The sequence below is a fragment of the Stappia sp. ABD4_338 genome, assembly GCF_056312175.1.
The window spans coordinates 2384981-2397675 of sequence record NZ_CM149982.1; the positions used below are offsets into that span (position 1 = coordinate 2384981).

The window sequence follows — 12695 nt, forward strand, 5'->3', positions numbered from 1 at the left end:
CACCGAACCTCGATCAAAACTCGATGCCTTCCTGCGGCTTCACGCCGGAACGGAACGGATGCTTGATCTGGGTCATCTCGGTGACGAGATCGGCAATCTCGATCAGTTCGTCCTTGGCGTTGCGCCCGGTGATGACGACATGCACGTCGTCGGGCTTTTCGGTCTTCAGGAACTCCACCACTTCCTCGATGGGCAGGTACTCGTAGCGCAGCACGATGTTGAGTTCGTCGCACAGGATCAGCCGGTAGTCTCCCGAGACGATCATCTCCTTGGCGGCTTCCCAGGCCTGGCGGGCCGCATCGATATCGCGCTGGCGGTCCTGAGTCTCCCAGGTGAAGCCCTCACCCATGCGCTTGATGGTGACGAGATCGGAGAAGCGGTCGAGCGCCATGCGTTCGCCGGTTTCGATGCGTCCCTTCACAAACTGCACGACGCCCACCTTGTGGCCATGCCCCAGCGAGCGGAACACCATGCCGAATCCGGCGGTCGACTTGCCCTTGCCCTTGCCGGTGTGAACGATGAGAAGGCCCTTCTCGATCGTCTTGGTGGCCATGATCTTGTCGCGGGCGGCCTTCTTCTTGCGCATCTTGTCGGCGTGGCGGGCGTTGAGCTCCTCTTCGCTCATCTCCGTCTTCTTGTCGCTCATGAAGTCGTTTCTCCCTGCAGGATCTCGAGGTCGGCGCGAACCGCGTTCCGGCGCGGGCGCCACAGCCCCCGCTCGATGGCCTCGCGGAAGCGGGCCGTGATCTCGTCTAGCGCCTTCGGATTTGCCCTGGCGAGGAAGTCCCTCACCTCGGCATCGTCCAGATAGGCATCGTAAAGCTGGTCGAAGTGGTGGTCCCCGACCGCGTTTGTCGTCGCGGCGAAGGCAAAGAGGTAGTCCACCGTCGCCGCAATCTCGAAAGCTCCCTTGTAGCCGTGGCGCATGACGCCCGCGATCCACTTCGGATTTGCCGCGCGACCGCGCACCACACGGCCGATCTCCTCCCCGAGGCTTCGGATCACCGGGCGCTCGGGTCGGGAATGGTCGTTGTGCCAGACCCTTGGCGCCGTTCCCTTGAGCGTCTCGACCGTGGCGGCAAGTCCTCCCTCGAACTGGTAATAGTCGTCGCTGTCGAGCAGGTCGTGCTCGCGATTGTCCTGATTGTGAAGCACCGCGTCGACATTCGAAAGCCTGGTCTCCAGCGCCGCGCGTGCACCCTCGCCCGCAGCCCCGCCCCCATAGGCGTAGCTGCCCCAGGCCAGAAAGGCATCGGCGAAGTCGGAGCGCCGATCCCAGATCCCCTCGTCGATCAGAGCCTGAAGCCCGGCGCCATAAGCCCCCGGCCGCGCGCCGAACACACGGAAGCGCGCACGCCGTACCGCTTCCTCCTCGGCAAGCCCCTCACCGACGAGTCTGCTGGCTTCCTCTCGTGCCCGCGCCGCAAGGGGGTTGGCGTCATCGGGTTCATCAAGCGCCGCGATTGCAGCCACCGCCGACTGAAACAGGTCGATCTGATGCGGAAACGCATCGCGGAAGAACCCGGAAATCCGAAGGGTCACGTCGATGCGGGGACGGCCAAGATCGGAGAGGGAAAGAATATCGAAGCCGGTGACGCGCCCGGATCCCGGCTCCCATTTGGGCCGGGCACCGATCAACGCCAGTGCCTGGGCCACATCGTCGCCACCGGTGCGCATGTTCGCCGTGCCCCAGCAGGTGAGCACAAGGGCGGCGGGATACTCGCCCTCCTCCTGGAAATGACGCTCGACGAGCCGCGCCGCGCTGGCGGCTCCGATCCGCCACGAGGTTTCGGTCGGCACGGCCCGCACATCCACGGCATAGAAGTTCCGCCCGGTCGGCAATACGTCGGGGCGACCGCGCGTGGGCGCGCCACTGGGGCCCGGCGGGACAAAACGCCCCGCAAGAGCGGAGAGAACAGCTTGTGTCTCGGCCTCCCCCGAGCCGGTCACCGACGGCCGGATCCGGGCCTCGATCTCGTCGATCACCGCCCTGGTTCGCTCAAACCCGACGGGAACACGCCGCGCCGCGACGATCTCTTGAGCCAGAAGCTCCAGCCGCTCCACCGTGTCACCCGCACTGCGCCAGGGCATGTCCGAGACACGCGACAGCCGCTCCGGTCGCGCACCGGTCCATTCGGATGCGAAGTCGCAATCAAGCGGGTCGAAATCGCCAAGTCCCAGATCGGCGGACAATGCGCGGGTGAGTCCCTCGTTTCCAGCCCCCTCGCCACGCGGCACCCGCACGAGCGCGACCAGCAGCGCGGTCAGGAGGCTTCCTTCGGGCGCCGCGCCGAGGATGTGCAGGCCATCGCGGATCTGAAGTTCCTTGAGGTCGCACAGATGCGCGTCGAGCCGGGCAAGGCGGGTCTCCTCGTCCATCGTCTCGTCGAGCCCGATATCGCGGTCCAGTCCGTGACGGGTCGCGGTCTCGAGAATGTCGCGAGTCAGCGTCTTCAGCCTGCGAGGATCGACGCCCTGCGCCAGATAGAACTCGTCAAGCAGCACCTCGAGCTCGGCGGCGACGCCATGGCTCTCGGCACGCGCCAGAGGCGGCGTGAGATGGTCGACGATGACGGCGGAGGTTCGCCGCTTGGCCTGCGCCCCCTCGCCGGGATCGTTCACGATGAAGGGATAGACGTTCGGAACCGCGCCGAGCACGGCTTCGGGAAAGCAGTCCTGCGAGAGCGCCAGCGCCTTGCCCGGAAGCCATTCCAGATTGCCATGCTTGCCCAGATGCACCGCGGCGTGAACGCCAAAGTGTTCCCGCAGCCAGATGTAGAAGGCGAAATAGTGATGCGGGGGAACAAGGTCCGGATCGTGATAGGTGGCCTTCGGGTCGATGTTGTATCCGCGCGCGGGCTGAATGCCGACGACCACATTCCCATAGGTTGTGACCGCCAAGCGAAAGCCGCCCTCCTCCACATGCGGATCGTCTTCCGGCGCGCCCCAGCGATCCGTGACGGCGATCCGGACCGCCTCGGGCAACGCCCCGAAGGCCGCCCGATAGGCGTCCAGCTTGAGCACTGCCCCGCCATGGCGCACCCGCCGGTCGGAAAGGTCGTTGGTCGGCCCTTCGCTGATACGCGCCATGAGCTCGTCCGCCCCGACCGGCGCGCCCTCGACGGCATATCCTTCCCCGGCCAGTGCCTGCATGAGCGCCGCGCAGGAGGCGGGCGTATCCAGGCCGACACCATTGGCAAGGCGCCCGTCCTTGTTGGGATAGTTGGCAAGGATCAGAGCCAGCTTCCGGTCCCCCGCCGGCGTGCGGGCCAGTCGCGCCAGCCGTGCCGCCTGTTCCGCGACGAAGGCGATCCGATCCGGCTTCGGCACAAAGCGCATGGTCGCGGACTGGGTGCGCGGGTCACGCGGAGCCTGCTCCTTGAACGAGACCGCCCGCGTCAGGATACGGCCATCCACCTCCGGCATGACCACATGCATGGCGAGGTCGCGGATCGAAAGTCCCTGGTCCGACTCGCTCCACCCTTCTTGTGAAGACGACGAGAAGACCACCTGCAGCACCGGCGCTCCGGGGGCGTCCAGCGGCGTGGTTTCATGCAGCCGGCCCGCGCTGCCGACGGCGAAGGCGGTCGCGTTGAGAACAACCGACGGGCGCGCCTCCCCGAAGAGCGAGGCAAGGACGGACGCCGACTCCGCGTCCTTCAGAGAGGCCACGAAAACCGGAAGTGGGTTGATACCCCGCTCCCGAAGCGCCTCCGTCAGCGCCTCGACCGGCTCGGTGGCCGCCGACTGGACCAGCGCACGATAGAACACGAGCGCGGCCACCGGCGCCTGCGGATCGTCCCAGGTTTTCTTGAGATCGGCGAGACTCGCGTGCATCGAACCGGGCAGGTGGAGCCCGGCGCGTGGAAGCGGCCGGGGCGGGTCGGCCTCCGGCGTCCCATCGAGCAGATGCCGGCACTGACGCAGCAGGTTCGCCAGGTTCTCCGCGCCGCCCTCGGCCATGTACCGCCAGAGCCGTTCGACCGTTTCGAGCGGCAGGGTCGAGCGGCTGGCAAGCGTCTCGTCCCAGCGGTCATCTCCGGGCATGACCGCAAGCCCGATGCCTTCGCCACGCGCAAGTTCCGTCAGCCGCTCCACCCCATACGGCCAGTATTCGGCGCCACCCAGCAGCCGCAGGATGACGAGCCGCGCGCCCGAGGCGGTGTTGTCGGCGTAAAGATCGACGGAATAGGGATGGGACAACGCCATGAGATTGGCGAGCCGCAGTTGCGGCCCTTCCTCGCCCAACGCGCCGGCAACGGCGTTCAGAGACGCCAGTTCCGTATCGGCGGCCGAGAGCACGATGACATCCGCCGGCGACTGGCCGAGATCGACGGCCTCCTCCCCCTGGTCGATGCGTCCGCTTCTGCCGGCGAGAATGTGCATGTCGTCTCCCGTTCCCCGGGAACGTGGCACGGTCCCGGGTGTTTCCGTCCGAGAAGGACCGGTCTCAGGCTGCTTCGGAGCGGGCCAGAAGCCCCTCGATGCGGATGGGGTCGAAGCCGGCGAGACCGATCACAACCACCCGGCCCGGCGCGCGGGCATCCTTTGCAAACCATGCCTCCACGCGTGGCCCGACCGCCTGCACCATTGCCGGAGCGGCCTTGCCCGCAATCTCCACCGCTCCCTTGATGCGCAGCACCCCGGGCATGGCCATCGCAGCGGCAACGCGCTGTTCGAGTTCCTTCAGGGAGGCAAAGGCCGGCAAGGTCACCACATGGCTCTCGAACTCGTCATGATCGTGGTCGTGGTGATGGTGGTCATGATCGTGATCGTCATGGTCGTGATCATCGTGATGATGATGGCTTTCGTGGTGGCTTTCCCGGCCCGTCATGTCCTCCTCCGAGGCACTGAAACGCCCGAGCAGCACATCGCCGGCAAGATACCCCTTTTCCGCCGCGACGATCTCGACCGCCGGCCGCACCCGCGCCGAGACGGTTTCGCGGACGCGGGCGAGCGCGTCCGCATCCACGAGATCGGCTTTGTTGAGCACGACGAGATCGGCGCAGACGAGCTGGTCCTCGAAAAGCTCTTCCACCGGGCTTTCGTGATCGAGCGCCTCGTCGGCCGCGCGCTGAGCGGCAAGGGCGGCCTCGTCCGCGACCACCCGCCCTTCGGCGACGGCCGCCGCATCGACCACCGTCACAACGGCATCGACGGTGACGCGTGTCTTGACGCTGGGCCAGGAAAAGGCCCTGACCAGGGGCTGCGGCAGCGCAAGACCGGACGTCTCGATCACGATGTGATCGGGCGCCTCGTCGCGCGAGACGAGCATTTCCATCGTCGGCAGGAAGTCGTCGGCGACCGTGCAGCAGATGCAGCCGTTGGTCAGTTCCACCACGTCGTCCGCCGCGCAATCGGGATCGGCGCAACCGTCCACCAGCGAGCCGTCGAAGCCCATGTCGCCGAACTCGTTGACGATGAGCGCGATGCGCTTGCCCTTCGCGTCCCGCAGGAGGTTGGAGAGAAGAGTCGTCTTTCCGGCCCCCAGGAAGCCGGTGATGATCGTGGCCGGGATCTTGCCGCTTGCAGGCGTGCTCATAGGGTAATCTCCGGTTGGAGGGAATTCGGCTTGAGAACGAGCGGCAAGCCGCAGGCGACGAGAACCACCGCCTCCACACTCGCCGCGATCTTGCGATTGAGGCGCCCCTGCTCGTCGCGGAAACGGCGGGCAAGCGCATTGTCGGGCACGATGCCGGAGCCGACCTCGTTGGTCACCAGAACCACGGGCCCGCCAGCGGCTTGAAGCGCCGCCGCCAGGCGGTCCGTCTCGGCCGGAAGATCGGCATCGCGGAACATCAGGTTCGAGAGCCAAAGCGTCAGGCAATCGACGAGAACGGCCGTTCCGGGCGCGCTTCGGGTCGTGATCGCGCCGGCGATATCGAGGGGTTCCTCGATCGTCTCCCACCCCAGCCCACGGGCCTCCACATGACGGGCGACACGCGCGCGCATCTCGCCGTCCTCGGCGACGGAGGTCGCGAGATAGACGCGTGCAAGTCCGCTGGCGGAGACCAACGCCTCCGCGTGGGAGCTCTTGCCCGAACGGGCTCCTCCGGTCACCAGAACGCTTCGGCAGCGCACGGTATCAGGCCCGGCGGCAGTGCGCGGGATGACACGAAGCCTGTTCGGCGGACCGTGGAATCACGGAAAAGGTATGATGAGGAAGCGCGTGGAAACGCGTCATGTGAGCCTCCTGCCGTCCACCCGACGGCTGTGACGTTTCGGGACGCGGCGCTCATTTCCGCCGCGTGTCATCCGGCTCGTCTCCTGGCTCGCGGGTCGCCGCCTTGCCCTGCCCTTCCCGGGCGCCCAACCGCGTTGGAGCGTCCAGTGGTCTCTGCAGGAAGGCTCGCCGCTCACAGTTGCGGGGGCAGCTACGGATTCGGGACCCCGAATTGGGTCGTCCCCCACCGTATTCCGACTTTCCCCTCTCCCTCGGACTTCGTCCGTCGGAAAGGACCGGACCTCATTCTTAGCCCGGCAAACGCCACACAACAAGCGGATCCGGGACCTGGAAGCCCCTGACCAGCACCAAATCGCCGCCGCCGCCCGGCGCGATTTTTTCGCTTCTGTGGAAAACATGACGACAAAAGGCTTGGCAAATCCGCACGGCGTTTGCTATACGCCTCCCACCGACGCGGTGCTCAAGAGCGCCGCGACAGTGATCCCCGGTAGCTCAGTGGTAGAGCAAGCGGCTGTTAACCGCTTGGTCGCTGGTTCGAATCCGGCCCGGGGAGCCACTGCCCTCTTTCTCCCCCACATCGCAAACGTACAGCCGCCAATCAGCGCGGAACGACGAGTCACGCCGCCCGCGAGCACTCCCGCAGGCGAACGATGACCGATGGCCTCGACGCTTTCACGCCGGACACGCCTCTTCTATGGGGCAGCCCCCTAGGCGGCACGAAGATGAATCCGTGTTCCCCACGGATCGGCAAGCGAGACGCCGCCTTGTCCGGCCTCGTTCAACGCCACTCCGGCGTCCCCGGCCCGCTCCCGCACGCTCGACACATGCCCGGGATCCCTGGCAAGAATTTCCACGAAGTCCAGGCCGGCGCGGTTCGGATCGCGCGCACCCGCGCCACGACTGCCCCACACGTTCCCGGCAAGCTGGTGATGGTATCCTCCGGATCCGAAGAAGCTTGCGCCCGGATAGTGGGCACTGATGTCGAAGCCGAGCACGTCGCGGTAGAACCCCTCGGACACCCCGGTCTCGCCGACGCGGAGATGAACGTGCCCGACACGCCCGCCCTCCGGCATTCCCTGCCAGACCGCCCCCTCGCCCGCGGCAAGCACGCCCTCCACGTCCATCGGATCGGTGGACATGGTCACCGTGCCGTCCGGCGTGCGCCAGTCGGCCTCCGGACGATCCGCATAGACCTCGATGCCGTTCCCTTCCGGGTCGCTGAGATAGACCGCCTCGCTCACGATGTGATCCGACGCCCCTTCGATGCGCGCACCGAGACCGGCCGCGTGAGAAAGCCAGCGCCCCAGATCGCCGCGCGTCGGCAGCAGGAACGCCGTATGGAAGAGCCCGGCCTCGCGGGCGCTGACTGGCGCGAGATCCGGTCGCTCGTCCAGCTCCACCAGAGGCACCGCACCGGCACCGAGAACGACACGCCCCGCCACACGCTCCAGTTCCTGCAGGCCGATCACGTCGCGATAGAAACGCGCCGTCGCGGACAGGTCCCGCACCCTCAGGCCGACGCGCCCGACGCGCATGGGCACCGCATCCATGTTGAAGGCGGCAGCGTTTTTCGGCTCGCTGGATACTGACATTTCCTGCTCCTGTGCACGCGCGGCCGGACGGTCATTGCGATCACGCAACACCGGATGCCGCTGAATGTGCCCTCAATCTGGTAGCGCCCCGACGCAAAGACAATCGCGTAAATCGTGAGCTTATTGTCTCCATTTCATGAACGATAAACCTGCCGCAATCGCTTCATGTGACCGCATGAACACATCAAGGCCTGCCAAGGATTGGCCCTCCTGCTTTTTGTGTCATTTTATGCTTTTTTATTCTGAGCATTTCGAAAATCCGTGGATGACCTGTCGTTCATTGGCGAAAAACGGGTTTTCAATGCCGCGCCGCGTAAAAAACGCGATGCAAAGACGTCACGTGACATGGATATATGTGCGAAATAATGTATCTCTTCCCATGAGAGGGAGAAAACGCGCATATGGAAAGCTTCTCGTCCGTCCTTGCGGAAGCAGTCGGGCTTATCCTGTCCGGTGACGCCGATCTCCTGGAGATCATCGGCCTGTCGCTGCGCGTGACGCTGAGCGCGGTCGTCATTTCCTGCGTGATCGGCCTGCCTCTCGGCGCCTGCGTGGGGGCCTTCGCGTTTCCCGGACGAACAACGGCAACCGTCGTGCTCAATGCGCTCATGGGACTGCCGCCGGTCGTGGTCGGTCTGGTCGTCTATCTCACGCTGTCCGCCGCCGGCCCGCTGGGGCCCTTGCGGCTTCTCTACACCCCCACCGCGATGGTCATCGCGCAGACCATCCTCGTCACACCGATCGTCGCCGCCCTGACCCGTCAGGTGGTCGAAGACCTCGACCGGGAGTACCGGGAGCAGTTCGCCTCGCTCGGCGTCGGCCCCGCATCTCGCATCGCCGCCCTGTTGTGGGACGGGCGATACGCCCTTCTGACCGTCGCGCTGGCCGGGTTCGGCCGCGCGGTCGCCGAGGTTGGCGCGGTCATCATCGTCGGCGGCAACATCAACCACGTCACCCGCGTCATGACGACCACCATCGCGCTCGAAACCTCCAAGGGAAATCTCGAGCTCGCGCTGGCGCTCGGCGTCGTGCTGCTGGCAATCGCGCTGGTGGTCAATGCCGCCGTCATGGGCCTGCGCGCCTCGGCAGCGAGGTCCGCCTATGCCTGAGGCAACACTGCGCCGGCTCGAGACAGCTCCGACCGTCACCGAAGGCGATCCCGTCGCCCCGATCCTCGAGGCGCGCAACCTGTGCTGGACAGCAAACGGACGCCGTCTCGTGGACAACGTCGACCTGGCCATCCGGCCCGGGCGACGCACGCTGATCATGGGAGCCAACGGCGCCGGAAAGAGCCTTCTTCTGCGCCTGCTGCACGGTCTTCTGAGACCGGCCGATGGCGAAATCCTCTGGAAAGGCGGACCGCTCGACCGGTCGGCCCGCAAGGCGCAGGCGATGGTCTTCCAGCGTGCGGTCCTGCTGCGCCGGTCGGTGGCCGCCAATCTCGATTTCGCTCTGGCCGTGCGCGGACTGAAGGGCACGGCAAAGGCGGCCCGCGTTCGCGAGGCCCTGGCCCAGGCGCGCCTTGAAACGCAGGCGCGGCAACCCGCCCGCCTCCTCTCCGGTGGAGAACAACAGCGCCTTGCACTGGTGCGCGCGCTTTCCTGCGATCCCGATCTTCTGTTTCTGGACGAGCCCACCGCAAGCCTCGACCCCGCCTCCACCCACGCCATCGAGGACCTCGTTCTCGCCGCCCACGCGCGCGGCGTCACCATCGTCATGGTCACCCATGACCTGGGTCAGGCGAAACGCCTGGCCGACGACATCGTTTTCCTGCACGCGGGCCGTGTCACCGAAACCGGACCGGCATCCCGCGTGCTTGAAACCCCGCGCAGCGAAGCCGCGCGGGCATGGCTCGAGGGACGCCTGTTCCTCGGCACCGAAACAACAGAACCAATTCGACACGAGGGAGAAAGCTGATGCTGAGACGCCATTTCCTTTCGCTTGCCGCCACCGGTCTCGTCGCGCTCGGCCTTGCCGGCCCGGCTCAGGCCGCGGATGACTTCATCATCGTCCAGTCCACCACTTCGACACAGAACTCCGGCCTGTTCGACTTCATGCTGCCGAAGTTCACCGACAAGACCGGCATCGAGGTTCGCGTCGTGGCCGTGGGCACGGGCCAGGCCATCAAGAACGCCGCCAACGGCGACGGTGACGTGCTCTTCGTGCACGCCAAGCCCGCGGAGGAAAAGTTCGTGGCCGCAGGTGACGGCGTGAAGCGTCACGACGTGATGTACAACGACTTCGTCATCGTGGGTCCCGCCAACGATCCCGCCGGTGTCGCCGGGTCCAGCGACGTCGCGGCGGCGCTCAAGACGATCGCAGAGGCAAAGGCCCCCTTCGCCTCGCGAGGTGACGACAGCGGCACGCACAAGGCCGAACTGCGCCTGTGGAAGGATGCCGGCGTGGACGTGTCGGCCGCCTCCGGCGACTGGTACCGCGAGACCGGTTCGGGCATGGGCGCGACGCTCAACACCGGCACCGGCATGGGCGCCTACATCATGACCGACCGCGCGACCTGGATCTCCTTCGGCAACAAGGGCGACTACAAGATCGCCGTCGAGGGCGACCCCAAGATGTTCAACCAGTACGGCATCATCCTGGTGAACAAGGAGAAGCACCCGAACGTGAAGGCCGAGCTCGGCCAGAAGTTCGTCGACTGGGTCATCTCCGACGAAGGCCAGGGCGTGATCGCCGACTACAAGGTCGACGGCCAGCAGCTCTTCTTCCCCAACGCCGAGAAGGGCGGGAGCTGATCCCCTCAACGTCACGGAGCCGGCGTGCCCGGCACGCCGGCTCCACTTTGCGCGTCCGGAAGATGCCTGCTACGGGAGACCGTCGAATGTTCAAGCACCTTGCGACCGCGGCCCTGCTCGTCGCGACAACCATCGGGGTTTCCGAAGCCATGGCCGAACCGGGCGTCAAGCTTCACGCGGCCGGCAGCCTCAAGGCGGCGATGGGCGAAGTCGCCGACACGTTCGAGGCCGCGCAAGATCTCCAGGTCGAGCGCACCTTCGGCCCCTCGGGCCTGCTGCGCGAGCGGATCGAACAGGGCGAGGCGGCGGAGGTCTATGCCTCGGCCAACATGAAGCACCCCAAGACACTTGCGAAGGCCGGCAAGGCCGCCCCCGTCGTGCTCTTTGCCCGAAATCGCCTTTGTGCGCTGGCACAGCCGGATATCGACGTCGACACCGACACGCTGCTTCGGGTGATGCTCGACGAGAACATCCGCGTGGGCACATCCACGCCGAAAGCCGACCCCTCCGGCGACTACGCGTTTCAGGTCTTCGACAAGTCGGAGGCCCTCGTCCCCGGCGCAACGGCGAAGCTCAAGGCCAAGGCCCTGCAACTCACCGGCGGGCAGGACAGCGAGAAGGCCCCCGAGGGGCGCAACACCTACGGCTGGGTGATGGAAAGCGGCAAGGCCGACGTGTTCCTGACCTATTGCACCAACGCGCTTCTCGCACGCAACGAGGTCCCCGGTCTCGCCATCGTACAGCTTCCGGACGGCCTGTCGGTCGGCGCCGACTATGGACTGACGGTGATGCAGGGCGCCTCCCGGAACGCCTGGACGCTGGCAATGTACATCCTGTCGCCCGAAGGCCAGGCCATTCTGGCGAAATACGGCTTCGACGCGCCCGGCGTGACGAACTGATACCGGAACAGCCGGCCACGGCGTGCCTTAGGGGATCCCAAGGGGGCTGCGAATTCCAATCGCCGGTCGCGATTGTGACCCCGACACCACGAAACCGCGACATTCCGGCAACAAGCAACAAATCTCACGACTTGATCACGCAAACGTGAACGGCCCCGACTCGCTTTTTTGCCCCCTCTTCGCCGCATTCTCGCCCCGTTTGAAATCCCCGGCATTTCACGACGTTACGTCACCCGGGAACCCTTTTCCTAACGAAACGTTTCAAGGAAGCGTGTCCATTTGTGATCCCGGTTACAGTTTCATCAGGACGATTGAGGGAGCATCCTTCTCAAGACTGGTGGACTATTTGGGAGATGGACACCAAATCTTAACCAGTGACATTCCGGCAGCGACGGACGCGCAGACATCCGCGATGCCAAGCCCGGGAGGCACGAATGTTTGACATCGCTTTGACCGCACCGCGCATCGCTCTCGCGGTGAGCCTTGCATCGGGAATGATCCTCGGCCCGCTCGCCTCGGCGACCCATGCCGCCGGCGCCATGCAGTCCGGGGAAACGCAGATTGCCGCCGCCGGTGACATGCTGGCGGGCAAGGGCGACCGCGAAACCTTCGTCCTGCCCGAAGACAGGCTGGCCGTGACGCTCGGCACGCCCCGGTTCGGCGACAGCGACGAGGCCGGATCCTATGCCATTTGGGTCGGCGAGGTCGAACGCGACGGTCGCAAGACCGTGTGGGTCGAGTTGATCGACGACTATGGCGAGGTGATCTACGACAGCGAGGTTTCGCGCAACGAGACCCACCTCCTGCCCGACGGACGTGCGATTGCCGTGCGTGCGCTGGAGGACCCGGAGAACCCCGCAACGACGGTTGCAAAGACCGACCAGTCCCGCGTCGCGCCGGATGCCCGTCTCGTCGTCACGCGCCGTGTGGTCAACGATCCCGCACAGCAGACCGAGATCGAGTTCATCGAACAGAAGCCGATCGAGGAACCTTCGGCAATGATGAAGGTCGCCGCCTTCGGTCAGATGATCTGGATGAAGATCGTCGCCAGCATGACCGCAGCGGCGGACAGCGTGATGGTCGCCTGGAACTGGATCACCGAACCCTTCCGCGCCTGACAGCGCGCAAGGTTCACCTGACCACGCACAGGCTTGCACATGTGCCGCGTCCGTCGCGGACCGTCCGTACCGTCAGACCCGGGTGTTCCACCCTCAGCCCAGCCCGGGTCATGCGCCCGCCGTCGCAGCCCCCCAACCCCCATGCGACG

The 12695-nt window shown here is 65.8% G+C and carries 10 protein-coding genes, 1 tRNA gene and 1 riboswitch; of the genes, 6 read left to right on the top strand and 5 right to left on the bottom strand.

What is annotated here, in order from left to right:
• Positions 1 to 13: 13 nt before the first annotated feature.
• From cobO to cobU, 4 genes are all read right to left on the bottom strand, one after another.
• A complete protein-coding gene (gene cobO, locus ACYX4S_RS10795) occupies positions 14 to 646 on the bottom strand; it encodes a cob(I)yrinic acid a,c-diamide adenosyltransferase (RefSeq protein WP_293721047.1) in 633 nt (210 codons plus the stop codon).
• On the bottom strand, positions 643 to 4386 hold the full coding sequence (cobN, locus tag ACYX4S_RS10800; RefSeq protein WP_476360163.1) for a cobaltochelatase subunit CobN: 3744 nt from the start codon (positions 4384 to 4386) through the stop codon (positions 643 to 645). The genes cobO and cobN overlap by 4 nt, the downstream gene beginning before the upstream one ends.
• A gap of 64 nt (positions 4387 to 4450) precedes the next feature.
• The gene (gene cobW, locus ACYX4S_RS10805; protein ID WP_476360164.1) at positions 4451 to 5542 is read right to left on the bottom strand and encodes a cobalamin biosynthesis protein CobW; all 1092 of its coding nucleotides are present in this window, start codon (positions 5540 to 5542) and stop codon (positions 4451 to 4453) included.
• Positions 5539 to 6081 carry a bifunctional adenosylcobinamide kinase/adenosylcobinamide-phosphate guanylyltransferase gene (gene cobU / locus ACYX4S_RS10810; protein WP_476360165.1) on the bottom strand — a complete coding sequence of 181 codons (543 nt, stop codon included), beginning with the start codon at positions 6079 to 6081 and terminating at the stop codon, positions 5539 to 5541. The genes cobW and cobU overlap by 4 nt, the downstream gene beginning before the upstream one ends.
• A 159-nt stretch (positions 6082 to 6240) precedes the next feature.
• A riboswitch (cobalamin riboswitch) is annotated at positions 6241 to 6477 on the bottom strand.
• 188 nt (positions 6478 to 6665) lie between these two features.
• Here cobU and ACYX4S_RS10815 point away from each other — a divergent pair.
• Positions 6666 to 6740, top strand: a tRNA-Asn gene (locus ACYX4S_RS10815).
• A 151-nt stretch (positions 6741 to 6891) separates the two neighbouring features.
• Here ACYX4S_RS10815 and ACYX4S_RS10820 read toward each other — a convergent pair.
• Positions 6892 to 7776, bottom strand: a complete 885-nt coding sequence (locus ACYX4S_RS10820; RefSeq protein ID WP_476360166.1) for a VOC family protein — start codon at positions 7774 to 7776, stop codon at positions 6892 to 6894.
• A 401-nt stretch (positions 7777 to 8177) separates the two neighbouring features.
• Between ACYX4S_RS10820 and ACYX4S_RS10825 the strand changes: the two genes are divergently transcribed.
• From ACYX4S_RS10825 to ACYX4S_RS10845, 5 genes are all read left to right on the top strand, one after another.
• Entirely contained in the window at positions 8178 to 8885 is a 708-nt protein-coding gene (locus tag ACYX4S_RS10825; RefSeq protein WP_476360167.1) for an ABC transporter permease, read from the top strand.
• Positions 8878 to 9693, top strand: coding sequence for an ATP-binding cassette domain-containing protein (locus tag ACYX4S_RS10830; RefSeq protein WP_476360168.1), 816 nt, complete (start codon positions 8878 to 8880; stop codon positions 9691 to 9693). The genes ACYX4S_RS10825 and ACYX4S_RS10830 overlap by 8 nt, the downstream gene beginning before the upstream one ends.
• Positions 9693 to 10529: an ABC transporter substrate-binding protein gene (locus tag ACYX4S_RS10835; protein WP_476360169.1), complete on the top strand. Its 837-nt coding sequence runs from the start codon at positions 9693 to 9695 to the stop codon at positions 10527 to 10529. Before ACYX4S_RS10830 ends, ACYX4S_RS10835 begins: the two co-directional genes overlap by 1 nt.
• A gap of 86 nt (positions 10530 to 10615) precedes the next feature.
• Positions 10616 to 11428, top strand: coding sequence for a molybdate ABC transporter substrate-binding protein (locus ACYX4S_RS10840; protein WP_476360170.1), 813 nt, complete (start codon positions 10616 to 10618; stop codon positions 11426 to 11428).
• 434 nt (positions 11429 to 11862) lie between these two features.
• Entirely contained in the window at positions 11863 to 12546 is a 684-nt protein-coding gene (locus ACYX4S_RS10845; protein WP_476360171.1) for a hypothetical protein, read from the top strand.
• The last annotated feature ends 149 nt before the right edge of the window (positions 12547 to 12695 follow it).

Coding starts and splice junctions, on each gene's coding strand:
- cobO (WP_293721047.1), bottom strand. CDS start 646: ATGAGCGACAAGAAGACGGAGATGAGCGAAGAGGAGCTCAACGCCCGC.
- cobN (WP_476360163.1), bottom strand. CDS start 4,386: ATGCACATTCTCGCCGGCAGAAGCGGACGCATCGACCAGGGGGAGGAG.
- cobW (WP_476360164.1), bottom strand. CDS start 5,542: ATGAGCACGCCTGCAAGCGGCAAGATCCCGGCCACGATCATCACCGGC.
- ACYX4S_RS10820 (WP_476360166.1), bottom strand. CDS start 7,776: ATGTCAGTATCCAGCGAGCCGAAAAACGCTGCCGCCTTCAACATGGAT.
- ACYX4S_RS10825 (WP_476360167.1), top strand. CDS start 8,178: ATGGAAAGCTTCTCGTCCGTCCTTGCGGAAGCAGTCGGGCTTATCCTG.
- ACYX4S_RS10830 (WP_476360168.1), top strand. CDS start 8,878: ATGCCTGAGGCAACACTGCGCCGGCTCGAGACAGCTCCGACCGTCACC.
- ACYX4S_RS10835 (WP_476360169.1), top strand. CDS start 9,693: ATGCTGAGACGCCATTTCCTTTCGCTTGCCGCCACCGGTCTCGTCGCG.
- ACYX4S_RS10840 (WP_476360170.1), top strand. CDS start 10,616: ATGTTCAAGCACCTTGCGACCGCGGCCCTGCTCGTCGCGACAACCATC.
- ACYX4S_RS10845 (WP_476360171.1), top strand. CDS start 11,863: ATGTTTGACATCGCTTTGACCGCACCGCGCATCGCTCTCGCGGTGAGC.